At 69.5% G+C, this 26,615-nt stretch carries 27 protein-coding genes; 17 read left to right on the plus strand and 10 right to left on the minus strand.

From position 1 onward, the window contains the following. Positions 1 to 67: 67 nt before the first annotated feature. Positions 68 to 1,141 carry a lipocalin-like domain-containing protein gene (locus ACE3TL_RS10200; RefSeq protein ID WP_374578581.1) on the plus strand — a complete coding sequence of 358 codons (1,074 nt, stop codon included), beginning with the start codon at positions 68 to 70 and terminating at the stop codon, positions 1,139 to 1,141. A gap of 10 nt (positions 1,142 to 1,151) precedes the next feature. Here the strand turns inward: ACE3TL_RS10200 and ACE3TL_RS10205 are convergent, their stop codons facing one another. Beyond that, positions 1,152 to 2,228 carry a zinc-binding dehydrogenase gene (locus ACE3TL_RS10205; RefSeq protein ID WP_374578582.1) on the minus strand — a complete coding sequence of 359 codons (1,077 nt, stop codon included), beginning with the start codon at positions 2,226 to 2,228 and terminating at the stop codon, positions 1,152 to 1,154. Between the two features lie 150 nt (positions 2,229 to 2,378). Between ACE3TL_RS10205 and fabD the strand changes: the two genes are divergently transcribed. The 9 genes from fabD (at position 2,379) to ACE3TL_RS10250 (ending at position 9,648) form a co-directional block, all read left to right on the plus strand. Beyond that, positions 2,379 to 3,323 (plus strand): ACP S-malonyltransferase, encoded by a 945-nt coding sequence (gene fabD, locus ACE3TL_RS10210; RefSeq protein WP_374578583.1) that lies wholly within the window; start codon positions 2,379 to 2,381, stop codon positions 3,321 to 3,323. 1 nt (position 3,324) lies between these two features. Next, complete coding sequence (gene fabG / locus ACE3TL_RS10215) at positions 3,325 to 4,065, plus strand: 3-oxoacyl-[acyl-carrier-protein] reductase (RefSeq protein ID WP_374578584.1); 741 nt, start codon at positions 3,325 to 3,327, stop codon at positions 4,063 to 4,065. A gap of 142 nt (positions 4,066 to 4,207) precedes the next feature. Then, the gene (locus ACE3TL_RS10220) at positions 4,208 to 4,447 is read left to right on the plus strand and encodes an acyl carrier protein (RefSeq protein WP_056019455.1); all 240 of its coding nucleotides are present in this window, start codon (positions 4,208 to 4,210) and stop codon (positions 4,445 to 4,447) included. A gap of 83 nt (positions 4,448 to 4,530) precedes the next feature. After that, positions 4,531 to 5,814, plus strand: a complete 1,284-nt coding sequence (gene fabF, locus ACE3TL_RS10225) for a beta-ketoacyl-ACP synthase II (protein WP_374578585.1) — start codon at positions 4,531 to 4,533, stop codon at positions 5,812 to 5,814. Then, positions 5,811 to 6,905: an endolytic transglycosylase MltG gene (gene mltG, locus ACE3TL_RS10230; protein WP_374578586.1), complete on the plus strand. Its 1,095-nt coding sequence runs from the start codon at positions 5,811 to 5,813 to the stop codon at positions 6,903 to 6,905. The genes fabF and mltG overlap by 4 nt, the downstream gene beginning before the upstream one ends. A 24-nt stretch (positions 6,906 to 6,929) precedes the next feature. Beyond that, entirely contained in the window at positions 6,930 to 7,460 is a 531-nt protein-coding gene (locus tag ACE3TL_RS10235; RefSeq protein ID WP_374578588.1) for a hypothetical protein, read from the plus strand. 65 nt (positions 7,461 to 7,525) lie between these two features. Next, positions 7,526 to 8,407: a YicC/YloC family endoribonuclease gene (locus tag ACE3TL_RS10240; RefSeq protein ID WP_374578589.1), complete on the plus strand. Its 882-nt coding sequence runs from the start codon at positions 7,526 to 7,528 to the stop codon at positions 8,405 to 8,407. A gap of 152 nt (positions 8,408 to 8,559) precedes the next feature. Then, the gene (gene gmk, locus ACE3TL_RS10245; protein ID WP_374578590.1) at positions 8,560 to 9,216 is read left to right on the plus strand and encodes a guanylate kinase; all 657 of its coding nucleotides are present in this window, start codon (positions 8,560 to 8,562) and stop codon (positions 9,214 to 9,216) included. A gap of 162 nt (positions 9,217 to 9,378) precedes the next feature. Then, on the plus strand, positions 9,379 to 9,648 hold the full coding sequence (locus ACE3TL_RS10250) for a hypothetical protein (RefSeq protein WP_374578591.1): 270 nt from the start codon (positions 9,379 to 9,381) through the stop codon (positions 9,646 to 9,648). 86 nt (positions 9,649 to 9,734) lie between these two features. Here the strand turns inward: ACE3TL_RS10250 and ACE3TL_RS10255 are convergent, their stop codons facing one another. Both ACE3TL_RS10255 and pncB read right to left on the minus strand, forming a co-directional pair. Then, positions 9,735 to 10,079: a hypothetical protein gene (locus ACE3TL_RS10255; protein ID WP_374578592.1), complete on the minus strand. Its 345-nt coding sequence runs from the start codon at positions 10,077 to 10,079 to the stop codon at positions 9,735 to 9,737. A 308-nt stretch (positions 10,080 to 10,387) separates the two neighbouring features. Beyond that, positions 10,388 to 11,692 carry a nicotinate phosphoribosyltransferase gene (pncB, locus tag ACE3TL_RS10260; RefSeq protein WP_374578593.1) on the minus strand — a complete coding sequence of 435 codons (1,305 nt, stop codon included), beginning with the start codon at positions 11,690 to 11,692 and terminating at the stop codon, positions 10,388 to 10,390. Between the two features lie 35 nt (positions 11,693 to 11,727). Here pncB and ACE3TL_RS10265 point away from each other — a divergent pair, with 35 nt between their 5' ends. Continuing rightward, the gene (locus ACE3TL_RS10265; protein ID WP_374578594.1) at positions 11,728 to 12,174 is read left to right on the plus strand and encodes an SRPBCC family protein; all 447 of its coding nucleotides are present in this window, start codon (positions 11,728 to 11,730) and stop codon (positions 12,172 to 12,174) included. Positions 12,175 to 12,313: 139 nt separating this feature from the next. On the opposite strand, the gene ACE3TL_RS10270 is transcribed toward ACE3TL_RS10265, so the two are convergent. Beyond that, complete coding sequence (locus ACE3TL_RS10270; RefSeq protein ID WP_374578595.1) at positions 12,314 to 15,010, minus strand: TonB-dependent receptor; 2,697 nt, start codon at positions 15,008 to 15,010, stop codon at positions 12,314 to 12,316. A gap of 604 nt (positions 15,011 to 15,614) precedes the next feature. Here ACE3TL_RS10270 and ACE3TL_RS10275 point away from each other — a divergent pair. The 3 genes from ACE3TL_RS10275 (at position 15,615) to ACE3TL_RS10285 (ending at position 17,349) form a co-directional block, all read left to right on the plus strand. Beyond that, entirely contained in the window at positions 15,615 to 15,980 is a 366-nt protein-coding gene (locus ACE3TL_RS10275) for a YbaN family protein (RefSeq protein ID WP_374578596.1), read from the plus strand. Positions 15,981 to 16,012: 32 nt separating this feature from the next. Continuing rightward, positions 16,013 to 16,780 (plus strand): sulfite exporter TauE/SafE family protein, encoded by a 768-nt coding sequence (locus ACE3TL_RS10280; protein ID WP_374578597.1) that lies wholly within the window; start codon positions 16,013 to 16,015, stop codon positions 16,778 to 16,780. 176 nt (positions 16,781 to 16,956) lie between these two features. After that, complete coding sequence (locus ACE3TL_RS10285; RefSeq protein ID WP_374578598.1) at positions 16,957 to 17,349, plus strand: hypothetical protein; 393 nt, start codon at positions 16,957 to 16,959, stop codon at positions 17,347 to 17,349. Here ACE3TL_RS10285 and rsmA read toward each other — a convergent pair. Then, positions 17,346 to 18,173, minus strand: coding sequence for a 16S rRNA (adenine(1518)-N(6)/adenine(1519)-N(6))-dimethyltransferase RsmA (gene rsmA, locus ACE3TL_RS10290; protein ID WP_374578599.1), 828 nt, complete (start codon positions 18,171 to 18,173; stop codon positions 17,346 to 17,348). The genes ACE3TL_RS10285 and rsmA overlap by 4 nt on opposite strands. Positions 18,174 to 18,277: 104 nt before the next feature. Between rsmA and ACE3TL_RS10295 the strand changes: the two genes are divergently transcribed. From ACE3TL_RS10295 to ACE3TL_RS10305, 3 genes are read left to right on the plus strand one after another with little or no spacing between them, the layout of a single operon-like run. Then, the gene (locus ACE3TL_RS10295) at positions 18,278 to 19,318 is read left to right on the plus strand and encodes a flagellar hook-length control protein FliK (RefSeq protein WP_374578600.1); all 1,041 of its coding nucleotides are present in this window, start codon (positions 18,278 to 18,280) and stop codon (positions 19,316 to 19,318) included. Further along, positions 19,315 to 19,575, plus strand: coding sequence for an EscU/YscU/HrcU family type III secretion system export apparatus switch protein (locus tag ACE3TL_RS10300; protein WP_374578601.1), 261 nt, complete (start codon positions 19,315 to 19,317; stop codon positions 19,573 to 19,575). The genes ACE3TL_RS10295 and ACE3TL_RS10300 overlap by 4 nt, the downstream gene beginning before the upstream one ends. 58 nt (positions 19,576 to 19,633) lie before the next feature. Then, positions 19,634 to 21,445 (plus strand): MFS transporter, encoded by a 1,812-nt coding sequence (locus tag ACE3TL_RS10305; protein WP_374578602.1) that lies wholly within the window; start codon positions 19,634 to 19,636, stop codon positions 21,443 to 21,445. 8 nt (positions 21,446 to 21,453) lie between these two features. Here ACE3TL_RS10305 and greA read toward each other — a convergent pair whose 3' ends face one another. The 5 genes from greA to ACE3TL_RS10330 all read right to left on the minus strand — a co-directional run. After that, a complete protein-coding gene (gene greA, locus ACE3TL_RS10310) occupies positions 21,454 to 21,933 on the minus strand; it encodes a transcription elongation factor GreA (RefSeq protein WP_374578603.1) in 480 nt (159 codons plus the stop codon). 12 nt (positions 21,934 to 21,945) lie between these two features. Continuing rightward, the gene (locus ACE3TL_RS10315) at positions 21,946 to 22,566 is read right to left on the minus strand and encodes a class I SAM-dependent methyltransferase (RefSeq protein ID WP_374578607.1); all 621 of its coding nucleotides are present in this window, start codon (positions 22,564 to 22,566) and stop codon (positions 21,946 to 21,948) included. A gap of 27 nt (positions 22,567 to 22,593) precedes the next feature. After that, positions 22,594 to 23,604, minus strand: coding sequence for a 4-hydroxythreonine-4-phosphate dehydrogenase PdxA (gene pdxA, locus ACE3TL_RS10320; RefSeq protein WP_374578604.1), 1,011 nt, complete (start codon positions 23,602 to 23,604; stop codon positions 22,594 to 22,596). After that, positions 23,601 to 24,947 carry a peptidylprolyl isomerase gene (locus tag ACE3TL_RS10325; RefSeq protein WP_374578605.1) on the minus strand — a complete coding sequence of 449 codons (1,347 nt, stop codon included), beginning with the start codon at positions 24,945 to 24,947 and terminating at the stop codon, positions 23,601 to 23,603. The genes pdxA and ACE3TL_RS10325 overlap by 4 nt, the downstream gene beginning before the upstream one ends. A gap of 59 nt (positions 24,948 to 25,006) precedes the next feature. Next, a partial coding sequence (locus ACE3TL_RS10330) for an LPS-assembly protein LptD (protein WP_374578606.1) occupies positions 25,007 to 26,615 on the minus strand: 1,609 nt, incomplete at its 5' end.

A 26,615-nucleotide genomic window follows, 5' to 3' on the forward strand; every position in this document is an offset into this window, starting at 1 on the left:
CCGCGATGCTGGCCGGGCGGCGCGCGCTGTAGCAGGATGCGGTGCGCGCGGTGCGGGAGGATTGGTGATGGGCCGGCTGCTGGCGGGCCTGATGGCGACCCTGGCCCTGCTTGGCGCGCCCGCCGCAGCGCAGGCGCCGGACTATCCGGTGGTGCGCCCCGGGGTGTCCTTGAGCTTCCCGGCCGACCACGGCGCCCATCCGATGTTTCGGACCGAGTGGTGGTACGTCACCGGCTGGCTTCGCACCGAGGCGGGCGAGGACCTGGGCTTCCAGGTCACCTTCTTCCGCTCGCGCCCGCCGCTCGCCGGGGGCAATCCCAGCGCGTTCGCGCCGCGCCAGGTATTGTTCGCCCATGCGGCCCTTTCCGACCCGGCGCGGGGGCGGCTGCTGCACGGACAGCGGATCGCGCGCGAGGGGTTCGGCCTGGCCAGGGCCGCGACCGGCGATGCGGACCTGGTCATCGACGACTGGAGCCTGCGCCGTCTTGTTGACGGCCGGTTCGCCGCCAAGGCCAAGGGGGAGGGCTTTGCGCTGGACCTCGCCTTCCGCCCGACCCAGCCGCCGCTGCTGCAAGGCAAGGGCGGCTACAGCCAGAAGGGGCCGCGGCCCGAACAGGCGAGCTATTACTACAGCCTGCCGCAGATGGCGGTTTCGGGCGCCATCGTGCGCGGCGGGCGCAAGGTCGCGGTGACCGGAACGGCGTGGCTCGACCGGGAATGGTCTTCGACCCTGCTGGACCCGTCCGCGGTGGGCTGGGACTGGGTGGGCCTGAACCTGGAGGGCGGCGGGGCGCTGATGGCGTTCCAGGTGCGCGATGCGAAGGGCCGGGCGCTGTGGACGGGCGGGGCTCACCGCACCGCCGCCGGGGTGACGACCCGCTTCGCCAAGGGCGAGGTGCGGTTTGCGACCCACCGCACCTGGCGCTCGCCGCGCACCGGCGCGGCCTATCCGGTCGAGCGCTCGGTGAGCGTGCAACTGGGCGGCCGCGAGCGGACCTGGCGGCTGCGGCCGCTGTTCGACGATCAGGAACTGGACAGCCGCGCCTCCGGCGGCCCCGTCTATTGGGAAGGCGCGGTGCAGGGCGACGGCGCCCGAGGCTATCTGGAGCTGACCGGATACCTCGCGGCCATGAAGCTCTGAGGATCGGTTTTCAAGGCTCGACCAGGATCTTCACGTGGGCTTCGGGATCGCCCAGGTCCTTGAAGGCCTGGGCGACGCCGTCGAGCCCGACCTTGCCGGTCACCACGTCGCCCACGTCCAGGCGGCCTTCTGCGATGTCGTGCAAGGTGGCGGCGAACTCTTCGGGCGTGTAGCCGAACACGAAGGTCAGCTCGATCTCCTTGGTAATCGCGATGGCCGGTTCGATTCGGTCGGTCTCCATGCAGACCCCGGCCACGACGATCTGCGAGCCGGCGGGCGCGGCCTCGATCAGGCTTTGCAGCACGCCGGGCGAACCGACGCATTCGAAGACGATGGGCCGCCCGAAGGTCCGGCCCATCATGCGGGCCATGTTCTGGGCGGCGCGGGCGGTGGGGACGCCGAAGCCTTCCCAGCGGGCGTGCGGGCTTTCGACCGCCGGGTCGATGACGACGTCGGCGCCCAGGCGCTCGGCCGCGCGGCGACGGCGGGGCGAGTAGTCGGCGGCGATGACCGGGCCGTGGCCGCGCGCCTTCAGGCCGGCGATGACGGCCAGCCCCACCGGGCCGCATCCGACCACCAGGGCGACGCTGTCTGGCTCCAGCCGCGCCTTGGCGACTGCGTGGGCGCCGACGGCGAAGGGTTCGGTGAGCACGGCCTTGTCGGTCGGCAGGCCGTTGGGCACCGGCAGGAGCATCGCTTCCGACAGGATCATCTGTTCGGCGAAACCGCCGGGCAGGGTGTTGGAAAAGCCCAGCAGTTCGACGCCGCCGGCCGGGGTCAGGGTCGCCGGGACCGAGACGATGCGGGTCCCGGCCTTCAGGGCGCCGGTCGTGCCCGGGCCGTGTTCGAGAATCTCGGCGCAGAACTCGTGGCCGAAGACGGTGTCGAGGGTCGGGTCGAAGCCCTCGCCGATCCCGCCCGCGCGGCGGGTCAGGTCGATCATGTGCTCCATGTGGTGCAGGGCGTGCAGGTCAGAGCCGCAGATCCCGCAGGCGAGGGTGCGGACCAGGACCTGCCCGGCCTGCGGCTTCAGGTCTGCGATCTCGTCGCAGACGAGCTGCTTGTTCCGCCGGATCACCGCACGCATCCAGACCTCCCGATCCTGTTCTGGGAGGCAAGCTATCGCCCCCGGACGGCGGCTGGCCAGCCTGTCGTAAGGGAAAGGCCAACTTGCCGGGCGAAGCCTAATCCCCTAACCCTCGCGGCAGGAATCGTCGAGGAACCTGGGAGGGCCTTCATGAGCCTCGCCTTCATCTTTCCTGGCCAGGGCAGCCAGGCCGTCGGCATGGGCGTCGACCTCGCCGAGGCCTTCGCCGCTGCGCGCGAGGTGTTCCAGGAGGTCGACGACGCCCTGAACCAGAAGCTCTCGGTCCTGATGCGGGACGGGCCGGAAGGCGACCTGACCCTGACCGAGAACGCCCAGCCGGCCCTGATGGCCGTGTCGCTGGCCGTGACCCGGACGCTGGAAAAGGAATTCGGCGTCGGGATCGAGAAGGCGGCCTTCGTCGCCGGGCACTCGCTGGGCGAATATTCGGCCCTGGCGGCGGCCGGCGCCATCAGCCTGGCCGACACCGCCCGGCTGCTGAAGCTGCGCGGCCAGGCCATGCAGCGGGCCGTGCCGGTGGGGGCCGGAGCCATGGCCTCGCTGATCGGCCCGAAGACCGACGTGGCCCTGGCCGAGGCGGCCGCGCAGGCCGGTTCGGCGGCTGGCGTCTGCGTGGTGGCCAACGACAACAACAACGGCAATGTGGTGATCTCGGGCGACAAGGCCGCGGTGGACCTGGCCATCGAGAAGGCCAAGGAGCTGGGGGCTCGGGCGATCCCGTTGAACGTCTCGGCGCCCTTCCACTGCCCGCTGATGCAGCGGGCCGCCGACGAGATGGCCCAGGCGCTGGCCGGGGCGACCATCGTGGCGCCGCGCGCGCCGGTGGTGGCCAATGTGACCGCCCGGCCGACCCTCGATCCTGAGGAGATTCGCCGCCTGCTGGTCGAGCAGGTCACCGGCCGCGTGCGCTGGCGCGAGAGCATGATCTGGCTGGCCGGCGAGGGCGGGGTGACCCGCTTCGCCGAGGCCGGCGCCGGCAAGGTGCTGTCGGGCATGGCCAAGCGCATCGCGCCCGACGCCGAGGCGACGCCGCTCAACACGCCGGCCGATCTCGAAGCCTTCGCGAAGGGACTCTGACATGTTCGACCTGAGCGGAAAGACCGCGCTCGTCACCGGGGCGACCGGCGGCATCGGCGGCGAGATCGCCAAGGCCCTGCACGGCGCCGGCGCGCATGTGGCGCTGTCGGGCACCCGCGAGGCGGTGCTGCAGGACCTGGCCCAACAACTGGGCGAGCGCACCTCGGCCGTGGCCGCCAACCTGTCGGACGCGGAATCGGTCGACAGCCTGATCGGACGGGCCGAGGAAGCCGCCGGCGCGCCGATCGACATCCTGGTCGCCAACGCCGGCATCACCCGCGACGGGCTGCTGATGCGGATGAAGGACGAGGACTGGGACGCGGTCCTGAAGGTCAATCTCGAGAGCTACTTCCGGCTCAGCCGCGCGGCGATGCGCGGCATGATGAAGCGGCGCTGGGGCCGAATCATCGGCATCACCTCGGTCGTCGGGGTGATGGGCAATCCGGGCCAGGCGAACTACGCGGCTTCGAAGGCCGGCATGATCGGCTTCTCCAAGGCCCTGGCCCAGGAGGTCGCCACCCGCGGCATCACCGTCAACTGCGTGGCGCCGGGCTTCATCGAGAGCCCGATGACCGACGCCCTGAACGAGCAGCAGAAGGCCCAGATCATGGCCACCATCCCCGCCGCGCGGCTGGGGACGGGGGCCGAGGTGGCGGCCGCCTGCGTCTATCTGGCCAGCGACGAGGCCGCCTACATGACGGGCCAGACCCTGCATGTGAACGGCGGCATGGCCATGATCTGAGCCCGCTGGCGCGGCCGTGGCGAACATGCTACGTCGCCGCGCGAACTGGCGAGGCGAAGGTCTCTACCCGTATATCCGCAACGGTTGACATCCAGTCGGACGTCGCGGATGGATTTAGCGAAACACAAGGGACTTTAAGCGAATGTCCGACATCCTCGAACGCGTGCGCAAGATCGTCATCGAGCACCTGGACGCCGATCCGGAGAAGGTGACCGAGAAGGCCAGCTTCATCGACGACCTGGGCGCCGACAGCCTCGACAACGTCGAGCTGGTCATGGCCTTTGAAGAAGAGTTCGACATCGAGATCCCGGACGACGCCGCCGAGCACATCCAGACCGTCGGCGATGCGGTGAAGTTCATCGGTGAACGCCTGGGCGCCTAAGGCGAACCTGAGGAATTCATCGACTATTTGACCGCCGCGAAGCTCCCCGGAGTTCGCGGCGGTCTGCGTTTGGAGGGCCGCTCATGCGTCGCGTCGTCGTCACCGGCATCGGTTTGCTGACCCCTCTCGGCCAAGGCGCCGAGACAAGCTGGAAGGCTATCCTGGCCGGCAAGTCCGGCGCGGGGCGGATCACCACCTTCGATCCGACCGACTACGCCTGCCAGGTGGCGTGCGAGGTGCCGCGGGTCGACGGGCGCGGCGGGGGCGGGGCGGACGTGCCCGGCTCGTTCAACCCCGACGACACCCTGCCGCCGAAGGACCAGCGGCGGGTCGACGACTTCATCCTCTACGCCATCGCCGCAGCCGACGAGGCGGTGAAGGATTCGGGCTGGGTCGCCGAGACCGAGGAGCAGAAGGAACGCACCGGGGTCATCATCGGCTCGGGCATCGGGGGTCTGGCCACCATCGAGAAGACCAGCGTCGAGCTGTTCGAGAAAGGCCCGCGCCGGGTCAGCCCGTTCTTCATCCCCTCGGCCCTGATCAACCTGGCTTCGGGCCAGGTCTCGATCCGTCACGGCTTCAAGGGCCCGAACCATTCGGTCGTCACCGCCTGCGCCACCGGCGCCCACGCGGTCGGCGACGCGGCTCGTCTCATCAAGTACGGCGACGCCGACGTGATGATCGCCGGCGGCGCCGAGGCGGCGATCTGCCCGGTCGGCATCGCCGGCTTCATCGCCTGCCGCGCCATGTCCACCGGCTTCAACGACGCGCCCGAGAAGGCCAGCCGTCCCTATGACAAGGACCGCGACGGCTTCGTGATGGGCGAGGGCGCCGGCGTCCTGGTGCTGGAAGAGTACGAGCACGCCAAGGCGCGCGGGGCGAAGATCTACGCCGAGGTGGCGGGCTACGGCCTGGCCGGCGACGCCTATCACATCACCGCCCCGGCCGAGGACGGCGACGGCGGCTTCCGCGCCATGCGCGCGGCGATCAACGACGCCGGCGTCACCCCGGCCGACATCGACTACGTCAACGCCCACGGCACCTCGACCCCGCTGGGCGACGAGATCGAGCTGGGCGCGGTCACCCGGCTGCTCGGCAATGCGGCCAAGGACGTGACCATGTCGTCCACCAAGTCGGCGACCGGCCACCTGCTGGGCGCGGCCGGGGCCATCGAGTGCGCCTTCACCGTGCTCGCGATTCGCGACCAGATCGCCCCGCCGACCATCAATCTCGACAATCCGTCGGTGGAGACCGAGATCGACCTGGTTCCGAACAAGGCCAAGCCGATGAAGATCGACGTCGCCCTGTCGAACAGCTTCGGCTTCGGCGGCACCAACGCGTCCGTGGTGTTCAAGAAGGTCTCGTGAGCCGAAAGCCTCGCAGGAGCGGGAAAGGCGGACGCCGCAAGTCCGCCGGGGGGCTGACGCCCCTCAAGCGCCTGACGATCATGTTCGGCAGCGCCGTGGCTACGCTGGGCGTGGTGCTGGCGCTCGCCTTCGCCTGGGCGCTCTGGTCCTACCAGGGGCCTGGCCCGGCCGCCGACGGCGGCGAGACGCGGGTGGTGATGCTGCGCAAGGGCGCGGGCCTCACCGAGATCGCCGCGACCCTGGAACGGACGGGCGCGATCCGCTCCAAGGCGATGTTCGCCGCCGCGGCCCAACTGACTGGGGCGGCCAAGTCGCTGAAGGCGGGCGAGTACGAGTTCGCCAGCCGCGCCTCGATGGCCTCGATCCTGGCCGACATTCGCGACGGCAAGATTGTCATCCATCAGGTGACGATCCCCGAGGGCATGACCTCCGAAGCGGCCGTCGCGGTGCTGATGGCCAAGCCCGACCTGAGCGGCGACGTCGCCGCCCCGCCGGAAGGCTCGATCCTGCCCGAGACCTACCAGTACGAACGCGGCGAGGACCGTTCGGCGGTGCTGGGTCGCATGATGAAGGCCCAGGACGAACTGCTGGCCCTGCTCTGGGAGAAACGCCAGCCGGGCCTGCCGATCCGCACGCCGCAGGAGGCCGTCACCCTGGCCTCGATCGTCGAGAAGGAGACCGGGATCGCCAGCGAGCGGCCGCAGGTCGCCGCGGTGTTCGTGAACCGGCTGCGCAAGGGCATGCGGCTGGAGAGCGATCCGACCATCATCTACGGCCTCAATGGTGGAAAGCCGCTGGGCCGGGGCTTGCGCGCCTCGGAACTGGCGCGGCCGAACGCCTACAACACCTACCAGATCGACGGCCTGCCGCCGACGCCGATCGCCAATCCGGGCCGGGCGGCCCTGGCGGCGGTGCTCGATCCCCCGGCCAGCGAGCACCTGTTCTTCGTCGCCGACGGCAGCGGCGGCCACGTCTTCGCCACGAGCTATGACGAGCATCTGAAGAACGTTGCTCGGTGGCGCGCGGTCGAAAAGCAGCAGGGGCAGGCCGCCGCCCTGCAGGAAAAGGCCGCGGGCCTGAAGGCGCGGTAGGTCGCCTCCCTGGAAGGTACGCCGATGACCGGCATGGCCGCGACATCAGACGAGCGGCTTCGACCCGACTGCAGTCGATGCGCCGCGCTCTGCTGCGTGGCCTTCGCCTTCGAGCGCTCGGCGGATTTCGCCGTGGAGAAGGCGGCGGGCGAGCCTTGCCCGAACCTCGATGCCTGCGGCGGCTGCCGGATCTATGAGCGGCGGCTCGACCTCGGCTTCGGAGGCTGCGTGCAGCACGACTGTCACGGCGCGGGCCAGCGGGTGGTGCAGGAGACGTTCGGCGGGCGGAGCTGGCTGACCGAGCCGGACCTGCTGGGTCCGATGTCGAGCGCCTTTGCGACCATGTGGGAGATCCACAAGCTGTTGGCCCTGCTGGCCGCCGCCCGGCGCCTGCCCCTCCAACCGGAGATGGCCGCGGAGATCGGGCGCTTCGAGGCGCGGCTGGAGGCGCTCGCGGCTGCGGCGGAGGAGCCCGCTGTAAGAGGGCGGGTCGATGTGCTGGTTGGCGAAATCGCCGCGTTCCTGCCCAGCCTGCGGGCGCTCGTCGGCCGATAGACGCCGACGCTTTGCAAGACCGGCCCGGATGTGCGACCCCTCGCGGCCTGTCGGAGGAGCTTGCAATGCCGTTGAGCGGAATGACCGGGTTCGGGCGCGCCGAGGGCGCGGCGGGCGACTGGTCGTGGGCGGTGGAGGCGCGGTCGGTGAACGGTCGCAACCTGGAGGTCCGATTCCGGGGACCGCCGGGCTTCGAGGGGCTGGACCGGGCGGCGCGCGAGGCCGCGCAGAGCCGGTTCGCGCGCGGGCAGGTCAATGTCGGCGTGCAGGCGCGGCGGGCCGAGAGCGCCGCCGACGTCCGGGTCAATCAGGAGGTTCTGGAGCGCTATCTGGCGCTGGGCGCGCCGCTGCTGGCCGCCGGCAAGGCCGGACCGCCCAGCCTGGACGGGCTGCTGGCGCTGCGCGGCGTGATCGAAGCGGCCGAGCCAGCGGACGACCCGCAGGCGCAGGCCGAGCTGGAGGCCGCGGTGGCCCTGTCGGTCGGCGCGGCCCTGGAGGCGCTGGCCGCCTCGCGGCGGGAGGAGGGTCTGGCCCTGACCGCCGTGCTGATCGGCCTGACCGACAGGATCGAGGCGCTGGTCGGTGAGGCCGCCGCCCTGGCCGAAGGCCAGCCGGCCGCGATCAAGGAGCGTTTCGAGCGGCGGATGATCGAGCTGGCGGGCGAGGCGGTCAGTCCCGACAAGATCGCCAGCGAGGCGGCCGCCCTGGCGGTGAAGGCGGACGTGCGCGAGGAACTCGACCGGCTGAAGGCGCACGTGGACGCCGCGCGGGGCCATATCGCCGCCGATGGCCCGCAGGGGCGGCGGCTGGACTTCCTGACCCAGGAATTCATGCGCGAGGCCAACACCCTATGCTCGAAATCGGCGCTGGGGGCTTTGACCACGGTGGGGCTGGAGCTTAAGGCGACGATCGAGCAGTTCCGCGAGCAGGTGCAGAACGTGGAATAGGGTTCTGGGCGGGCTGTCGCCTATGAACACGGATGCTCCCGAGCGTGGCGCTGGCGGCGCGGAGCCTGCGCGACCAGGCGTTCATGGGGCCTGGACAGGCGTTGCGCGCCTTCCGGGATGACATGGAAGAGTATGGGGCGAGAGACGAGAGAATGACCGACGGACAAGACCATCCCCGTCCCTGGGAGACGACGCGACGGGGCATGATGCTGCTGATCTCCTCGCCTTCGGGCGCGGGCAAGACCTCGCTCTCGCGGCGGCTGGTGGCCGACCATAGCGACCTGATGCTGTCGATCTCGTGCACCACGCGCGCGCCGCGGCCGGGCGAGGAGGAGGGGCGCGAATACTATTTCGTGGATCGGCCGACCTTCGACGCCATGATCGAGCGCGGCGAATTCCTCGAATGGGCCGATGTGCACGACAACCGCTACGGCACGCCGAAGGCGCCGGTGATGGCCGCGCTGGAGGCCGGCAAGGATGTGTTGTTCGACATCGACTGGCAGGGCGCCAAGCAGGTGGCGGACGCCGCGCCGGCCGACAGCGTCCGGGTGTTCATCCTGCCCCCGTCCTGGGACGACCTGTCGCGGAGGCTGCATGCGCGGGCCCAGGACAGCGAGGAAGTGATTCAGAAGCGCCTGGTGAAGGGCAAGGACGAGATCGAGCACTGGCGGCTCTACGACTACGTCATCGTCAACAAGAACTTCGACCGCGCCTATGCGGACCTGGGGCACATCTACCGCTCGGAGCGGATGAAGCCGGGGCGCAATCCGTGGCTCCCCGATTTCGTGGATGCGCTGCTGAAGGAATAGGGCGGGCGCGTCATTCACAGAAATCGCCGTAAACGACGTGCGCGGCTGTTCCGGCGTGGTCCGACTCTTCCGATGGTGTGCCCTCTCACAACCCTGGCGGAGTCGCGCATGCCTCAAAGTTCTGCTTTTGTTCGCGCCGAGGCTTGGGCTGGAGGCGAAGCTATGGCGGGCGGGACGAACATGCAGTTGGAGCCGCTGATGGCGGGGGTGGGGCTCGATCGCCATCTGGTGGCGCGATGCGCTGCGCCCGGATGCGGGCATGCCTCGCCCTGCGATCCCAGCCATTGGGTCGCGCAAGGCCTGGGCGGCCTGCCGCTGCGCGCCTTTTCCGATCGGTTTCGCTGCATCTGCGGCGGCCGGCGCGCCGAACTCGTGGTGACGCCGGGACCCATGCCGGCGCGCTCGGGCGGTAAGGTCTATCTGTTCCGCTGACGGCGGCGGCCGAGCTTGGACGCTCGAAAAAAAAAAGCGCTCCGCGGGTGGAGGCGGAGCGCTTTCAGACAGAACGGGCCAGCGGCCTATTTCTGAAGCATGGCTTTCAGTTCGTCGGCGGTGGCGTTGATGGTCGCCGAGCCGTCGGCGACCGCCAGCTTGTCGGTGTCCACCGTGAAGGAATCTTCGCCCATCTTGATGGTGGCGACTTGCTTGCCGGCGGCGTCAGGCTTGACCGCCGAGACCGAACCGATGACGGCTCCAGTCTTGTCCTTGACCGTCGAGCCGACGGCGAGGGTGGCGGCGGCGGCGCTGGCGTCCGAGCCCTGGGCGCTGGCGGCCGGCGGGTTTTCAGCCGCGTCCTGAGCGAAGGCCGGCGCGGCGAGCGAGATGGCGAGGGCCGCAGCCCCGAAGGTGAGAATGGAACGCATGAGGTCTCCCAATACTGCTGTGAGGCCCTTCCCCGAGACGTACAGATTGGCCGGCCATTTCGGCGGACGAAGGGCCGGCTTAAGGCGAAATATGGGCATTGGTATGATCCTATTTCCATGAATTATGGATATTGACGATTCAGTTCTATGAATCGGTATGCTCGTGCGTCATCGCCGCCTGATGTCGGGGAAGTGGCGCGGAGCTCGAAACGCGGTCGAGCTTGGGCGCGGAGGAGGAAGCGCGCGGAGACCCGATTGGTTGCGGCCTGGGGCTGGGGCGGATTGGCGCAGGCCCGTGGAGGCCGGCTCTAGACGCTGACCGGCTGGGCGGTGCGGCCGGCCTCGCCGAACACTCGCAGGTAGCGCGCGATCTCGGCGGGATCGCCGGTGGCCTTTTCCGGATTGTCCGACAGTTTCACCGCCGGGCGGCCGGCCGCCTCGGTGACCTTGCAGACCAGGGACAACGGGTCGAGCGCCTCGCCGCCGCCCGGCAGGCAGCCGCGGAAGTCGTTGGTGAGGTTGGTGCCCCAGCCGAAGCTCATGCGCACGCGGCCGTGGAAGTGACGGTGCGCAGCCTCGATCGAGGCGATGTCCATGCCGTCCGAGAAGACCAGCAGCTTGCCGCGCGGATCGACGCCCTTGCGCTTCCACCAGGCGATGATCTCCTCGCCGCCCTCGATGGGCGGGGCGCTGTCGGGGCGAAAGCCGGTCCAGTCGGCGACCCAGTCGGGGGCGTCGTTCAGGAAGGCGCGCGTGCCGAAGGCGTCGGGCAGGACGATCAGCAGATTGCCGCCATAGGCCTGGCGCCATTCGTCCAGCACCCGATAGGGCGCGGCGCGCAGCTCGGCGTCGTCGCGGGCGAGGGCGGCGGCGACCATGGGCAGTTCGTGAGCGTTGGTGCCGATCGCTTCCAGGTCGCCCTCCATGGCTAGCAGCACGTTGGAGGTCCCTAGCACGGCGGGGCCGAGGCCCTCCTTCAGCGCCTCGACGCACCAGCGCTGCCAGAGGAAGGAATGACGCCGGCGGGTTCCAAAGTCGGAGATGGCGAGGTCCGGCAGGGCGCGCAGCCGTTCGACCTTCTCCCACAGCTTGGCTTTGGCGCGGGCGTAGAGCACGTCCAGGGCGAAGCGGCCCTGGCCGCGCAGCACCGCGCGGGTGCGCAGCTCGTTGACGATGGCCAGGGCGGGAATCTCCCACATGGTGGTGTGGGTCCAGGGGCCATGGAAGCTGAGGTCGTACTGGCCGTCGCGCCGCGAGAGCTCGTAGGCGGGCAGGCGGAAGTCGCGCAGCCAGGCGATGAAGTCCGGCGCGAACATCTGGGTCTTGCCGTAGAAGGTGTTGCCGGCCAGCCAGATCAGCTCGCGATTGGTGAAGGCCAGGGTGCGGGCGTGGTCGAGCTGGGCGCGCAACTCGCCCTCGTCGACAATGTCGGCCAGCCGCACGCTGCGGCTGCGGTTGATCATGGAGAAGGTCACGGGCAGGTCGCGGTGGCGCCGCCAGATGAGCTGCAGCATCAGCAGCTTGTAGAAATCGGTGTCGAGCAGGCTGCGGACGATCGGGTCCAGCCGCCAGCCGTGGTTGTAGGTGCGCGTGGCGATGTCGGTGTGCGCCATGGCGTGACTAGAGCACGGAGGGCTATGGTCGCGCCATGCATCAGATCCGCACCGAGACCGTGATCGCGGCCCCGCCGCAGGCCGTCTGGGACGTGCTGGCCGACTTCGGGCGCTATGGCGACTGGAATCCCCTGAACCTGCAGGTTCGCGGCCGGGCCGAGGCGGGGACCAGGGCGGCCATGGTGTTCCGCAACCTGGCGACGGGCGGCGAGGCGGTGGTTCGACAGACGGTGCGGATCGTCGCGGCCGAGCCTGGGCGCGAACTGGCCTGGTCGGGGCATGTGCCGCTGATCTTCGCCGGCCGGCATGGCTTCCTGCTGACGCCGCAGACCGGAGGAACCCATGTGCTGCACACCGAGGTGCTGGGCGGGCTTCTGCCGGCGACCTGGAGCAAGGCGCGGGTCGCGCGGGACTTCACGCCAGCCTACGAGGCGGTGAACCGGGCCCTGGCGGCGCGGGTCGCGGCGCTGGCCTCGGCCTGAAGGAAAAAGCCCCCGACGGAGCCGGGGGCTTGAAGTTCGGCGCTTAGGAGGTCGCCGGAGTCGCCTTTGGAGCGCAACAACTCTGCGCCTGGCTGGCCTGGGGCGCCGGCATGGCCAGGGCCATGCCGGCTGAACACGATCAGAACCGGTACTGGAGCTCCATGCCGAAGATCCGCGGCGGGGTCAGTTCCAGGGTCTGCGCACCTTGCAACAGCGGCGCGTTGCGCTGGGAGCCGGCGACCGCAGCCGCGTAGCCTTCGGTGTCGAACAGGTTCTTCACATAGGCGATGACGGTGTACTTGCCGCCGGACGGCTGCCAGTAGGCCCGCAGGTCGACCTGATCCCAGGACGGGGCCATGTTGTACTCGCGGGTGAAGACGTTGGCGTAGGACTTGGAGCGGTAGAGATAGGTCGCCCCGAGGGTCAGGGAGCCCGGATCCCAATCGAAGGTGTAGGAGGCGTTGATCGCCACCTTCTGCTCGGGCGCCTGGGGCAGCTTGTTGCCGGTGATGTCGACGGCTGCGGTGACGACGTTGTCGTTGACGTCGACCAGCGGCGAGCTCTTCACGATCTTGGTCGGGTTGTAGCCGTAGTCGAGGGTGAGGCGCAGCGGCTGGATCGGTTGCCAGATGGCGCTGAGTTCGATCCCGCTGGAGCGCGACTTCTCGATGTTGATGAACTGGCTGACATTGGTGGGGCCAATGCGGACCGTCACCGGCGCCTGCAGGTCGCGATAGTCGATATAGAAGAGCGCCGCGTTGATCTGCAGGTTCGAGAAGTTCTTCTTGATGCCGATTTCATAGGCGTTGGCGAATTCCGCGTCGGCCTTGGGAACGGCCAGGAAGCCGCCGGCCGAGAAGCCGAACGCCTTGTAGCCACGGCTGTAGCGGGCATAGGCCATGAGGCTGTCGTCCGGCTCCCACTGCAGACCGACAGTGCCGGTCGGGGCGTCGGAGGTGCCGCTGAGTTCGCGGCTGGCGATGCCGGAGTTCTTGTCGACCACGTACTGACGGCAGACGCCCGCGGTGCAGACCGACGGCGTGGATACGCCCTCGATAAGGCCCGCCGTGCTCTTGGGCGCGAGAGTGTCGGTGAGGTCGAAGGCGCCGTTGCCAAGGCCGGCGAGGCCAGCCAGGGCGTTACCGAGGCCGAGGGCCTGTCCGACTGCGGGCAGGGCGTTGAGGTTGCCCAGCAGGCTGCCGTAGTTGGCGGCCGTGCCCGGTCCGAAGCCATTGAGGCCCAGGGCCGAGTAGAGACCCGGATAGCACACGTCCGAGTTACAGACGATACGCCGGTACTCGGTGCCGAACTTCTTGTCCTTGGTGTAGCGCAGGCCGACGGTGAGCTTCAGGGTGTCGGTCATCTGCCAGTCGACCTGGCCGAACACCGCCTTGCTCTGGGTGGTCAGGGCGTAGTTGCCGGTCGACCACCATTGATCCGGGTTGGCTGCGGCGCCGAGGACCGGCGTGGCCAGGTTGCTGGGGCCGACGAGGAAGAAGTCGGCGGTGCTGCCGGTGCCGCTGTATTGTTCCTGATACTGGAAGAGGCCGAAGATCCACTGGACCGGAGAATCGGTCGTGGACGAGATGTTGATCTCGTTGCTGTACCACTTCGGATACTCGAAGTAGTGGTAGCCGTTGTTCGCGTTCACGGTGAGCGGCGTACAGTTCACCGTCGAGGCGCCGGCGGCGTAGAGCGCCGCGACGTTGCCGCAGAGCGAACCGGCGGCGAGCGGGATCTGGAACGACGCCACGTTGGTGGCGTCGGTGTCGCCGTAGAGGTCGTACTTATACTCCTGGATACCACCGACATACTTAATGTCGAAGGACGGAGCATGATAGACGAACTGGGTCGTGAACGAGTTCACGTCACGCAGGCGCACCCGCTGCGGAATGTTCGTATTGAACTTGTGACTGTCGCTCAGGGCCGGATTGGAGGTCGTTGTCCCGCCGTTGTATTGCTGCAGGCTGCCAGGAACGATGTTGTTCGAGTAGCCGAAGGCGGAGTTGTAGACGACCGAGAAGTTGGGGTCGGTGAGGCCGAGTTCATAGGGATCGTTGAGGTAGCCGGCGCGGGCGCCCGGACCGCCGCGGTTGTGCCAGACCAGCGTCTTGTAGGACGCCCATAGTTCGGCGTTCTCGCCGAGGTCGGCCTCGATCTGGGCCTGGACCTGATATTCGTTGCGCTTGGTGCCTTCGGTCGGCCGACCGCTGTTGACGTTCTCGAAGTAGCCTTCGTGCTGGTCGAGCTTGTAGCCGGACAGGCGGAACCGCAGGCCGTCGGCGATCGGGCCGGAGACCGCCGCCTGGACGTTGGTGAAGCCGTAGCTTTCGACGATGCCGCGCACTTCTGCGTAGAAGTCTTCGGTCGGGCGCACCGAGATCACGTTCACGGTGCCGCCGATGGCGTTGCGCCCGTAGAGCGTGCCTTGCGGGCCGCGGAGGATTTCCACCCGGTCGACGTCCAGCGGCGGTCCTCCGGCCAGAACGGTCGAGGTGGTGAACAGCCCGTCGATATAGATGGAGACCGCGCCGTCCACCGAGTGGACGTTGGTCAGGCGGCCGATGCCGCGCATGCTCGCCCGGTCGTTGGACGATTGGTAGACGAAGCCTGGGGTGAAGTTGGTCAGGTCCTGGACGGTCGCGATGCCGACCTTGTCGCGTTGCGTGCTGGTGAAGGCGGAGATGGCGACCGGCACGTCCTGAAGACTTTGCTCGCGCTTCTCGGCGGTGACGACCAATTCTTCGATAACGTTGCCGGTCGATTGCGCGAACGCCGACGTCGAGCCGGCGCTAATTGCTGCGGTGCAAACGCCCATGATGAGCAAATGCCGCATGCGTGGCACTGATCGCATGTATTCTTCCTCCCTAAGCCAAGGACAGGATGGCTCCATCCTGGCTCTTTCGCGTCGCAATATGTTTCGGCAGGAAGACCGCGACTTGCCCCCAAGCCTTGAAGGTGAGGTTCTGCTTGAAATTCCAAGCTGTCAACGATGGTGCGGACGCCACGAAACCGGATGAGGCCGGCGCAACTTAAGGTGACGGCGATTATTCGCGCTGGCCGCCCCCTGAAAGCGCGCGAGCGCAAGTTTCATCAGGCTTTCTGTTCTTGCGGGCATCTGTGGAGTCACGTGCGTCACGCCAGTCGGTTGGTTCGCAAAAACGACCTTTGGTAGTCGAACGTGGGTTTTTGACGGCGCTGGAATCCGGCCTCGCGGCGCTCTTTCGTTAACCTCGATTTCGAAAAGCGGCCTTGCGGCCACGTTTGCGGGCGCGTCGTGGACAATCCCTGGCGGAGGCGGCGGTCGCCTCGGCGAACCCTGGACAGCGCCGGGAGTCAGGCTTGCAGCGGGCGAGTGGAGGGCGGTCGGCGCCGCAATGCGGAAGGTCGGCGTTTTCGGCTATCGCTCGCGCAGCTTTTGAGAGAGAGTCTCAAATAGCATGGCGCGCATCGTCTTCCTGCTTCTGGGCTTCGGGTTCACCGCCTTGGGGATCGTCGGGGCGTTCCTGCCGTTGCTGCCCACGACGGTGTTCCTGATCCTGGCGGCGGCCTGTTTCGCGCGCTCCTCGCCGCGGCTGGAGGCCTGGATCCTGGGGCACAGGCGCTTCGGCCCGCTGGTCCGGGCCTGGCGCGAGAACGGGGCGATTCCGCGCAAGGCGAAGGTCCTGGCCTGCTCAGGCATGACCGGCGGCTTCGTGATCTTCTTCCTTTCGGCGCATCCGGGCCTCTGGCTGGCCCTCGGCGTCGGGGCGGCCCTGGCCGCCTGCGCGGCCTTCGTGGTGTCGCGGCCCGAGCCCTCGCCATAGGGCGGGCCGCTGAATCGACGTAAGCGGGCCGGGTGCTGACCGATCCCTTCTTCTACGCCGTGGCCGTTCCGGCGGTGATCCTGCTGGGCCTCGCCAAGGGCGGGTTCGCGGGCATCGGGGTGATCGCCGTGCCGCTGATGGCGCTGGCGATCTCGCCGGTGCTGGCGGCCTCGATCACCTTGCCGATCCTGATCGTGCAGGACGTGGTCAGCGTCTGGGCGTTCCGGAAGACCTGGGACGCCAAGGTGCTGCGGCTGATGCTGCCCAGCGCGGCGGTGGGGATCGCGCTGGGCTACGCCCTGGCCGCCTTCGTCAAGCCGGGTGCGGTGGAGCTGGCGGTCGGGGCGGTGGCCATCGTCTTCGCCCTGCTGCGGCTGTGGGCCGAGCGCTCGAGCGCGCCGGCGCGTGCGCCGCAGGTCGAGCGCGTGCCGTGGCGAGGCGTCGTCGCCGGGGTCGCCGCGGGCTTCACCAGCCAGATCGCCCATGCCGGCGGGCCGCCGTTCCAGATGTACGTCCTGCCGAAGAACCTGCCGCGCGACACCTTCATCGGGACCAGCGCGATCTTCTTCGCCGTGGTGAACTGGATGAAGGTCCCGGCCTATTGGGCGCTGGGGCAGTTCACGCGCGAGGCGATGGCGACGGCCGCGGTGCTGCTGCCGCTGGCGATCGCCTCGACCTATGCCGGGGTGTGGCTGGTGCGGCGGGTGCCCGCCGCCAATTTCTATCGGATCATCTACCTGTTGCTGATCGCGGTCGGGGCCAAGCTGGCCTGGGATGGAGCGGCCTCGCTGATCGCCTAGAGCGCGTTAGGGCGAAGTGTTAAGCGGTTCGCCCGCCCGAACGCGCTCTACGAGCTTGATTTAGAGCCCTTTTCAACGGGTTTGGTGATTCCACCAAACCCTAAAGGGCTCTAGCGACGGCCTTATGAGCGCCCTTTTCCCCTGGTCGGGTAAGGCGTCACGTCGGAGTGTTCACCATGCGTAGCCTAGCCCTCGCCGCCGCCCTCGCCAGCCTGGCCGGAGGCGCCGTCGCCCAGGAAGCGATGGGCACGGCCGGCGCCTCGGGCAGCCCGCCTGGCGCCGAAACCGCCCAGCAGATCGAGGACTGGATCGCCGCCTCGCCCGCCCCCTCGGACGAGGATGGGCTGGAGGGCGCGATCCGGCCGCGCGACGGCCGAATCCATGGGCAGATCGAACTCGGCGTCGGGACGGGCGGCTATCGCAGCGGCGCGCTGACCACGGTCATGCCGCTGGGCGAGCGCGGAACCCTGATGTTGAGCTACGGGCAGTCGGAGAACGACTATCGCCATTGGGCGCGCGGCTACCGGCTGCGCGACGGCCAGCCGCTGATGCCTCCGCCTGGGCCTTAGCGCCGCGCGCGGCTGGCGTCGGCGAGGGCGAGGAAGCCGGCGACGTCGATGATTTCGGCTCGAGCTTCCGGCGAGAGACCGGCCGTTTCGCAAAGTTCGGCGCCGCCCAGGGCCTTGAGGCTGGACCTCAGCATCTTGCGGCGCTGGCCGAAGGCCGCGGCGGTGACGGCTTGCAGCGCATCTAGGCGTTCGGGCGCCGGGCGGTTCTCGCGCGGCGTCAGCCGGACGACGGCCGAGGCGACCTTGGGCGGCGGGGTGAAGGCGCGGGCCGGCACGTCCATGACCACCTGGGCGTGGTTGGTCGCCTGGGCCAGGACCGAGAGGCGGCCATAGGCGTCCTCGGCGGGCTGAGCTGCGACGCGGTCGGCGACTTCCTTTTGGAACATCAAGGTCATGGAGGCGGGAATGAAGGCGCCGGTCATCCACTTGACGAGCAGGGGCGTACCGACATTGTAGGGCAGGTTGGAGACCATGTGCGCCGGCGCGCCGGCGGCAAGGGCGGCCTCGTCGGTCTTCAGGGCGTCTTCGAGCCGCAGGGTCAGGGCGCCGCCGCTGGCGGCCGACAACTCCTCCAGCAACGGCGCGAAGCGTGGGTCGGCCTCGACCGCGGTGACGCGAGCGCCGGTCTCCAGCAGGGCGCGGGTGAGGCCCCCAGGGCCGGGGCCGACCTCGATGACGTGGTCGCCAGGGCCGACCTGCGCCAGGCGCGCGATCTTGCGGGTGATATTGAGGTCCAGCAGGAAGTGCTGGCCAAAGCTCTTCTTGGCGAGCAGGCCATGGTCGGCGAGGGTTTCGCGCAGGGGCGGGAGCTGATCGAGGGTCATTCGCCGCCGCCATAGCAGGCTGGGGCCTGCGGGCCAAAGGGCCTTAAGGCCCGCTTCACTTCCCGCAGCCAGGATATGGAAAGGTTTGCGAGGCGATTCGCGACGTGAGCATCACGCCGATCCAGAGTCCGCTGACGCCGCAGGTGGCGACGCCGGTGACGCCGGTCCGGCCGGTGATTCCGGTGACGCCCCCGGCCGCCCCGTCGATCGAGATCAATTCCGGCCAAGTCCAGGCCCAGGTGCTGGCCCAGGCGACCCAGGAGGCGGCCGGCCGCCAGGGCGGGCTGGCCCCGCTGGTGGCGGACCTGACCCAGGCGGCGCGCAATCCGAACCTGCCGGGAACGGTGCGTTCGGCCGCCGCCCAGGTGCTGGCCCAGGCCGCGCCGGCCGATGCGCGGCTGACGGGGCCGGACGTGGCCAAGGCGCTCTCGGGATCGGGCCTCTTCCTCGAAGCGCGGCTGGCCGCTCAGCCGCAGGCCTCGCCACTGGGCCAGGACATGAAGGCCGGCCTGCTGGTGCTGCGCCAGGCGCTGAGCGCCTGGCTGGCCGGCGCGCCCCGGTCGCCGGACGCACGCGGCCCGGCCAGGACCCCGCCGCCGCCCTATCGCGCAGGCGGGGCGCGGGCCCAGCCCTCGGCCACGCCAAGCCTGCCGGCCGACGCTGCGCCCAGCGCCATCGGCCAGAGGCTGCTGGCGCAGACCGAGGCGGCGGTGGCCCGCCAGGAACTGCTGCAGATCGCCTCCCTGCCTGCGGGCGAGGATCAGCCCGTCGAGGCGCAGGTGACGCGCTGGATGTTCGAAATGCCGTTCACGACGCCGCAGGGCGCGGCGGTGGCGCAGTTCGAGATCGCCCGCGACGGGCGCGGCGCGCGCAGCGAGGCCGCTGAGCCGATCTGGCGCGTAGGCTTTTCCATCGACATCGAGCCGCTGGGCCCGGTCCATGCGCGGGTCTCGCTGAACGGCCGTCACGCCACCGTCGGCATCTGGGCCGAGCGGCCGAGCGCCCTGGAGCGGTTGCAGGGCGACCGCGACCTGCTGGGTCAGGCCTTGGCCCGGGCCGATTTCGAGGCGGAGATCGCCTTGCACCCCGGCGCGCCGCGCATCGTAGAGGCGCCGTCCGGCCAACTGGTGGACCAGGTCTCATGAGCCAGGAGCCCCGCCGCACACTGGCCGTAGCGCTGGACTATCAGGCGCCGCACGCCCCGCGGGTGGTGGCCAGCGGGCGAGGGGTGATCGGCGAGAAGATCATCGAGACCGCTCGCGCCCATGGCGTGCCCATCGAGCAGAACGCGCCCCTGGCCCAGGCTCTGTCGAGCATCGAGCTGGAGGACGAGATCCCTGAGCGGCTGTACGAGGCGGTGGCGGAAATCCTGGCCTTCGTGCTCAGCGCGGCGCGGGAATAGCGTCAGCCGAGCCGATCATCCATCGTCATCCTAGGCGCAGGGCCCAGGACGACGAGGGGTGGGAAGAGGCCCCGGCATTCTGGACATGGCCCTGGCCGGAGCGGCGCGGGCAGGCCTATTGTTCGAGGCGGAGGCGGCTGGCTTCCAGTTGCGAGTATGCTTTGGAATGAACAAGCTCGTCGGCCCGGACAACGCATCAGAACCCCCTGGGGAGGACCGTCCCGAGCCGGCGCCGACCATGATGTCGCCCTTCGCGAGCCCGATCTTCCGCGCGATCTGGCTGGCGAGCCTGGTCTCGAATTTCGGCGGCATGATCCAGTCGGTCGGCGCGTCCTGGCTGATGACCTCCATCGGCTCGGACAGCATGGTCGCGCTTGTCCAGGCCGCGATCACCCTGCCGATCATGTTCCTTTCACTCCCGGCCGGCGCGCTGGCGGACACGGTCGATCGCCGGAAGATGCTGCTGGCGGCGCAGGGCTTCATGCTGCTCATGTCGATGGGGCTCGCGGCCTTCGCCGCCTTGGGGTGGATCACGCCCTGGAGCCTGCTCTTCTTCACCTTCATGATCGGCTGCGGCGGGGCGATGAACGCGCCGGCCTGGCAGGCCTCGGTCGGCGACATGGTGCCCAGGCGCGATCTCGCCGGGGCGATCGCGCTCAACTCGATGGGCTTCAACGTCGCCCGCAGCCTGGGTCCGGCGATCGGCGGGGTGATCGTCGCGGCCGCCGGCGCAGCGGTCGCGATCTTCGTCAACACCTTCAGCTATATCGGCATTCTCGTGGTTCTGGCGAGGTGGAAGCCCAAGCGCGAGGTGGAGCATCTTCCACGCGAAGCCCTTTGGGCGGCGATGGGCGCGGGCCTTCGCTACGGAGTCATGTCCTCGGCCTTGAGGCTGGTGATGGTCCGCTCCCTGGTCTTCGGCGTCGCCGGTAGCGCGGTCCTCGCGCTCATGCCGCTGGTGGCGCGCGACGGCCTCCGCGGCGGCCCTCAGATCTATGGATTGCTGCTGGGCGCCTTCGGCGTCGGCGCCGTGGCCGGCGGGCTGGCGATCACCCGGCTGCGCAGCCGGCTCGCGAACGAAGTGATCGTCCGGGGATCCTGCATCGCCTTCGGGGTCGCGGCGATCGCGGTCGGCTTCAGCCCCTGGCTCGCCGCCAGCATGGCCGCACTCTCCGTGGCGGGCGCGGCCTGGGTGCTCGGCCTTTCCACATTCAATGTCACGGTGCAGATGTCCGCCCCCCGCTGGGTGGTGGCCCGGGCCCTGGCGCTCTACCAGCTCGCGGCGTTCGGCGGCATGGCCTTGGGAAGTTGGCTATGGGGCGTGACCGCGGAGAAGGAGGGGCTGGCCATCGCCCTGGCCGGGGCCGGGCTCCTGCAACTGGCCTGCGCCGCAGCAGGCCTGCGCTTCCCGCTGCCCTCGACCCGCGGCCTGAACCTCGATCCGGCCGGGGGCTGGACCGAGCCGAGTTTGCCGGCGCAGATCACCCCGCGCAGCGGCCCGGTGGCGATCACCATCGAATACGAGATTCCCGAGCACCATACGGCTGAGTTTCTCCGCCTCATGGCCGAACGCCGCATCGTCAGGCGGCGGGACGGCGCCCGGGGCTGGACCTTGCTGCGCGACCTTGCGGACCCGGAGATCTGGACCGAGCGCTATCAGAGCCCGACCTGGCTGGATTACCTGCGGCACAATCAGCGCGTGACCCAGGCCGACCGCAGGATCGGCGAAGAGTTGCGGGCCCTGCATCGCGGTCCTGGCGGGCCCACGGTCCGGCGCTGGCTCGAGAGCCCGGCGCGGGCGGTTCGAGACGAGCCGGGCCCGCCGCCTCCGCTGTCGGAGCCGCTCACCGACCCGCATCAGTCGAACTGATCCGCCGGTCAGTCGATCGCGACCACCTCGACCTCGGCGCCGTTGACGCTGGCGACGTCGCCGACCGACTTGCCGAGCAGGGCGCGGGCCAGGGGCGAGATGTAGGAGACCGAGCCCTTGGCCGGATCGGCCTCGTCCTCGCCGACGATGGCGAAGGTCTGGCGGCGGCCATCCTCGCGCTCGAACGTCACCTTGCGGCCGAACTGGACGGTGTCTAGCGCCAGGTCGGGCGTGGTGAGCTGGGCGCTGGCGCGGCGCGCGCCGTAATAGCGCAGGTCGCGGGTGGCGCGGGCCATGGCGGTGCGGTCGGCGCTGACGTCGCCATTGGCCTGGGCCGCGGCGTAGGCGGCGCGGGCCTTGGCCAGTTCCTCGTCAAGCTGAGCCAGGCCCGCGGCGGTGACGAGGTTGGGATGGGGGGAGATCGGACGGTCGGGCAGGTCGGCGGCGGCGGCCTCGCTGTCCTCCTCCTTGGTGAAGGCGACGCTCATGGCGCGATTGTCTCAGGTCCGGGGCGTCATGAAAACGTCGTAGCGCAGGGTCTTGCCGACGATCTGGTGCGAGGGGCTGGGCAGGCCGCTCATGGGCGGCGCCTTGCGCGGCCATTTCAGCACCACGCGCCGGCGCGCGCAGGCCAGGGCGGCGTTCATCAGTTCGGCCTGGTCGGGGTCGGTTCCGACCAGGTCGCGCAGGGTGCGCATGTCCTTCTTCACCAGGGCGCTGGAGGACCGCTCCGGATGCATGGGGTCGACCGTGACCACGTCGGGCGAGAGGGTGGGCAAGAGCTCGCGGGCGTCGCCCAGCAACAGGGTCATGCGGCCGGCGGCCTGGGCGGTGGCTGGATCGGCCTGACGGGCGGCGGCGATGGCCTCTGCGAGCCGGGCGTGGACGTGGGGCGAGCGCTCGATCAGGGTGACCTCGGCGCCCAGGCTGGCCAGCAGGAAGGCGTCGCGCCCGAGCCCGGCGGTGGCGTCGACGATGGTCGGGGTGAAGCCCTTGGCGAAGCCGGCGGCGCGCGGCAGATCCTGGCCCCGGCCGCCGCCGAAGCGGTGGCGATGGCCGACAGCGCCGCCGACGAAGTCGATGGTCAGGTCGCGGGCGAGGTCTTCGGGCGACGGCGGCAGGGGCGGAGCTCCAGGCGCTCGCCGCGATCAGGCGGCCCGGCGGGCGGCGATCTCGGCGGCCATGCGGATAGCGGCGATCAGGCTGTCGGGGCGGGCGAGGCCCCGGCCGGCGATGTCGAAGGCGGTGCCATGGTCGGGCGAGGTGCGGACGATGGGCAGGCCGAGGGTGAGGTTCACCCCGCCCCAGAAGTCCAGCATCTTCACCGGGATCAGCGCCTGGTCGTGATACATGCAGACCACCGCATCGAAGCGCGCCCGCGCATCGGCGTGGAACAGGCTGTCGGCGGGCGAGGGGCCGCGAGCGTCGATCCCTTCGGCCTGGAGGCGGGCGACGGCGGGGGCGATGATCTCGGCGTCCTCGCGGCCGATGGAGCCGTCTTCCCCCGCGTGGGGATTGAAGCCGGCGACGGCCAGACGCGGCCGCTCGATCCCGAAGTCGCGGCGCAGGGCCTGGGCGGTGACCAGGGCGGCGTTGACGATCAGGTCCGTCGTCAGCAGACCAGCCACCTTGGACAGCGGCTCGTGGACGGTGACGAGGGTGGTGCGCAGGCCCGGCACGGCCAGCATCATGATCGGTCCGCGCGCGCCCTGATAGCTGGCCGCGGCGGTCAGCTCGCCGAGGAACTCGGTATGGCCGGGGAATTTGAAGCCGGCCTCGTAGAGCGGCGCCTTGGCGATGGGGGCGGTGACCAGGCCGCTGACCGCGCCGGACAGGGCCAGCCCCACCGCGGTCTCGATCCAGCGGACGATGGATGCGGCGGCGACAGGCGAGGGCTGACCGGCGATGACCGGGCTCTGCAGGGGGATGTCAAGAACCGGCAGGGCCTCGGCGAACACCTCCGTCGCCTGTTTGGGCGCGGTGACCCGGCGCACCAGATGCATGTTCGAGCCGGAGGCCGAGGCGAGCGACTGGAAGTCCCCGACGACCACGAATGGCGGGCCTTCGGCGCGCAGCCGGCTCCAGGCCTTGAACACGATCTCGGGACCGACCCCGGCCGGGTCGCCCAGGGTCAGGGCGAGCGGCGCTGCGGGCGTCACCGGGTCTCGATCGTCGCCGAGGTGCGCAGGTCGCGCATGTAGCGGCGCGCGATCATGCTGAGCTGCTGGCCAAACAGCCGGCTCTCGATCTGTTCGGTCGAGAGAGCCTCGGCGCCGCCCGAGCGCTTGGCGCAGACGGCCAGGACGTGCAGGCCGGCCGCGGTGCGGATCGGCGCGGACACCTGGCCCGGCTGCAGGGTCTCGACTGCGGCGCGGAAGGCGGGGGCCAGGTCCTTGATCTCGGCTTCACCCAGGTCGCCGGCGACGACGCCGTTGACCCTGGCCGCCTTGGCTTCGATGTCCCCGCAGCCGCTCACCTGGCCGCGGAGGGTTTCGAGCGTGGCGCTGGCCGCGGCGACCTGGGCCTCGGTCGCGCTCTGCGGCAGGGCGACAGCGGCCTGCTTGAGGCTGACGATCGAGGCGCTGGCGCCCGAGCGCTTGTCGCGCAGGAAGACGATATAGACCCCGTCGCGCACCGGGATGGGCCGTGAAAGCTGGCCAGGGCGCATCTGGTCAAGGGCGGCCTCGACCTCGGGCGGCATCTCGCCAGCGGTGATCCAGCCGGCGTCGCCGCCGTTGGCCGCGGTGGCCGAGGCCGAGAACTGGCGGGCGACGGCCGGGAAGGGCGCGCCCTGCTGCATCTGGGCGACGAGCTGCGTGGCGCCGCTGAGCGCCGCCTCGGGCCCGCCCACGCGGTTCGCGTCGATGAAGACTTCGCTGATCTGGTACTGCGGCTTGGAGGCGGCGGCCTCCTGACGCTGCTGGACCGCCTTGACCTGGTCCTCGCCGATGCGCAGGCGCGAGCCGTAGCGGCCGCGAATCCAGCGCTGCCAGCTCACCTGGGCGCGAATCTGGTCGCGCAGCGTCGAGACGTCGATGCCCTGGCCGGCCAACGAGGCGACGAACTGATCCAGGGACATGTTGTTGTTGCGGGCCATTTCGGCCAGCTCTTCGTCGACGTCTTCGCGGGTGGCGACGATCGACATCTTCTGCTCGCGCTCCTGACGGCGGAGCTCCTGGACCTGCAGGTGTTCGTCGACCAGGGAGATCAGGGCCTCGCGCTGGAACTGGGCGATGTTCTGCTGGGTCGGCTGGATGCCGGAGGTGGCGATCAGCAGGCGCATCCGCTGGGCGAGGTCGTAGGTCGAGATGATGTCGTCATTGACGACCGCGGCCACGGATTCGCTGAGGCCGGCCGGCGCCGGCGCCGGCGCGGGCGCGGCGGCTTGCGGTTCGGCCTGCTGGGCGAAGGCGGCGTAAGGCGGCGCGGCCGCGGCGGCGAAGGCGGCGGCCAGGGCGACGCCGCGCGCCGCGAGGCCCGTGACTTTACGCGCGCGGATCATGGATGAGGTCTTCCTTAAGCCTGGCCGTAGCAGGCGGCGCCGTCCGGCGGCCGCAGTTGTCAGTTGCCATATAACGGTTCGCCCAATGTGGCGAGGGTTAGGCGGATCGTGAAGGACTCCGAGGGGCCGAGGCGCCCGAGGATGGTGTCTTCCTTGCGATAGATGAAGTCGACCCGCGTACAGTCGTCGCGATAGACCACGCCGAGATCGCGAATGACCCAGGCGTCCTGCTGCAGGTCGCGGTTGCCGTAGAGGGTCAGGCCCCAGTTCTTCGTCAGATAGACCTCGCCGCCGAGGTCCAGGTTCTCGACCTTGGTCGAGCCGGCCAGGGCGTTGGGGTTGGAGCGGTCGCGCAGGTAGCGGACGTAACCGTAGCCCCACTTTGACGAGACGTTGGCGCCGGTTTCGGCGCGGGCGACGTCGAGGCTGTCGGCGTCCAGGCGCGCGCGCCCGAAGACCGAGAGGCCGGGCAGGGGTTCGGCGCTGGCCGCGACGATCCAGTCCGAGGCCTTGTCCCGCAGGCCGCTGCCGGCGCCGAAGGCCTCGTTGCGCTCGTTACGCAGCGAGCGGCCGACCAGCAGGGTCGCGCGGCGGCCGTCGTCCCAGAGGATCGAGCCGCGCAGGCCGACATTGGCCCGCAGGCCGTCCTCGTAGAGGTCGTAGCCGGGGAACTTGTTCGGCCGGAACAGATTGGTCTCGTCGAACTCGAAGGTCAGGGCGTCCTCGTTGAGATAGACGAGGTCGCCGATGGCGTTGCGGCCCAGTTCGATCTGCTTCAGCTCCGGCGAGGCTGCGAGCTGAACGATAGGTTCAACAATCGCCGTGAAGCTGCTGTAACGCTTGAAGAATGGATAGCTGACATCAAGTCCGGCGACGCCGAGGGCGCGGGTCATGCTGTCCGAGCGCGAGGCTACGCCGACGACGCCGGCGAAGTTGTCGTCGACCGAATAGGCGTCGATCCGGCCCTGGACATAGGGCGAGATGCGCAGGCCGCCGGCCGTGGTGAAGGTGGTGCGCCAGTCGGCCTCTGCGGTGGCGCGGCGGCTGTCGAGGCCGTCGAGCCGCAGGGGCGGAGCATTGACCGGCGATTGCTCGCGGGTCAGGGCCACGGCGCTGGCGCGCAGGCGCAGGCGGCCGCCGGCGATGGACTGCGGGGCCTCCCAGCGCGACTCGATCAACGGAGCGACGATCGGGAAGGTCCGTTCGTTGTCGCCCGGACGCAGGCCCTGGATGCTGAAGGCCGCAGCCGAGAAGTAGGACTTCTGGCTCGCGCGCGTCACATAGAGCTGGCTGATGAGACGACGGTCGTCGGCGATGTAGGGGCCGCGCGATTCGTAGACGCCGCCGATTTCGTACTTGTCGAACAGCAGGTCGTCGGAGGTGCGTTCGGCGGTGAAGCCCCAGCGCCACTTGTCGTTGATCGCAAAGGCGCCGGAGGCGAGGATGTAGCTGCGCGAGGTCAGGTCGCCGAAGCGGTCGCCGTCGTTGTCGAAGTCCTTGTCGTAAGTATAGCCGAAGCGAGCGTCCACGGCGCCGGAATAGAAGCGCTTGCGATAGTGGACGTTGACGAACGGATTGACCTTCGTGTTGATCTGAGGACTTAGCGTCAGGTCCGAATGCGGCGAGATGACGAACAGATAGGGTTGTTCGTAGCTGAGGCCGCGGCGG

Source organism: Phenylobacterium sp. (assembly GCF_041920015.1).
Taxonomy (GTDB): domain Bacteria; phylum Pseudomonadota; class Alphaproteobacteria; order Caulobacterales; family Caulobacteraceae; genus Phenylobacterium.

Bases quoted from the DNA above. Each gene is read 5' to 3' on its own strand.
- ACE3TL_RS10200 (WP_374578581.1), top strand. From the start codon at position 68: ATGGGCCGGCTGCTGGCGGGCCTGATGGCGACCCTGGCCCTGCTTGGC.
- ACE3TL_RS10205 (WP_374578582.1), bottom strand. From the start codon at position 2,228: ATGCGTGCGGTGATCCGGCGGAACAAGCAGCTCGTCTGCGACGAGATC.
- fabD (WP_374578583.1), top strand. From the start codon at position 2,379: ATGAGCCTCGCCTTCATCTTTCCTGGCCAGGGCAGCCAGGCCGTCGGC.
- fabG (WP_374578584.1), top strand. From the start codon at position 3,325: ATGTTCGACCTGAGCGGAAAGACCGCGCTCGTCACCGGGGCGACCGGC.
- ACE3TL_RS10220 (WP_056019455.1), top strand. From the start codon at position 4,208: ATGTCCGACATCCTCGAACGCGTGCGCAAGATCGTCATCGAGCACCTG.
- fabF (WP_374578585.1), top strand. From the start codon at position 4,531: ATGCGTCGCGTCGTCGTCACCGGCATCGGTTTGCTGACCCCTCTCGGC.
- ACE3TL_RS10235 (WP_374578588.1), top strand. From the start codon at position 6,930: ATGACCGGCATGGCCGCGACATCAGACGAGCGGCTTCGACCCGACTGC.
- ACE3TL_RS10240 (WP_374578589.1), top strand. From the start codon at position 7,526: ATGCCGTTGAGCGGAATGACCGGGTTCGGGCGCGCCGAGGGCGCGGCG.
- gmk (WP_374578590.1), top strand. From the start codon at position 8,560: ATGACCGACGGACAAGACCATCCCCGTCCCTGGGAGACGACGCGACGG.
- ACE3TL_RS10250 (WP_374578591.1), top strand. From the start codon at position 9,379: ATGGCGGGCGGGACGAACATGCAGTTGGAGCCGCTGATGGCGGGGGTG.
- ACE3TL_RS10255 (WP_374578592.1), bottom strand. From the start codon at position 10,079: ATGCGTTCCATTCTCACCTTCGGGGCTGCGGCCCTCGCCATCTCGCTC.
- pncB (WP_374578593.1), bottom strand. From the start codon at position 11,692: ATGGCGCACACCGACATCGCCACGCGCACCTACAACCACGGCTGGCGG.
- ACE3TL_RS10265 (WP_374578594.1), top strand. From the start codon at position 11,728: ATGCATCAGATCCGCACCGAGACCGTGATCGCGGCCCCGCCGCAGGCC.
- ACE3TL_RS10270 (WP_374578595.1), bottom strand. From the start codon at position 15,010: ATGCGGCATTTGCTCATCATGGGCGTTTGCACCGCAGCAATTAGCGCC.
- ACE3TL_RS10275 (WP_374578596.1), top strand. From the start codon at position 15,615: ATGGCGCGCATCGTCTTCCTGCTTCTGGGCTTCGGGTTCACCGCCTTG.
- ACE3TL_RS10285 (WP_374578598.1), top strand. From the start codon at position 16,957: ATGCGTAGCCTAGCCCTCGCCGCCGCCCTCGCCAGCCTGGCCGGAGGC.
- rsmA (WP_374578599.1), bottom strand. From the start codon at position 18,173: ATGACCCTCGATCAGCTCCCGCCCCTGCGCGAAACCCTCGCCGACCAT.
- ACE3TL_RS10300 (WP_374578601.1), top strand. From the start codon at position 19,315: ATGAGCCAGGAGCCCCGCCGCACACTGGCCGTAGCGCTGGACTATCAG.
- greA (WP_374578603.1), bottom strand. From the start codon at position 21,933: ATGAGCGTCGCCTTCACCAAGGAGGAGGACAGCGAGGCCGCCGCCGCC.
- ACE3TL_RS10325 (WP_374578605.1), bottom strand. From the start codon at position 24,947: ATGATCCGCGCGCGTAAAGTCACGGGCCTCGCGGCGCGCGGCGTCGCC.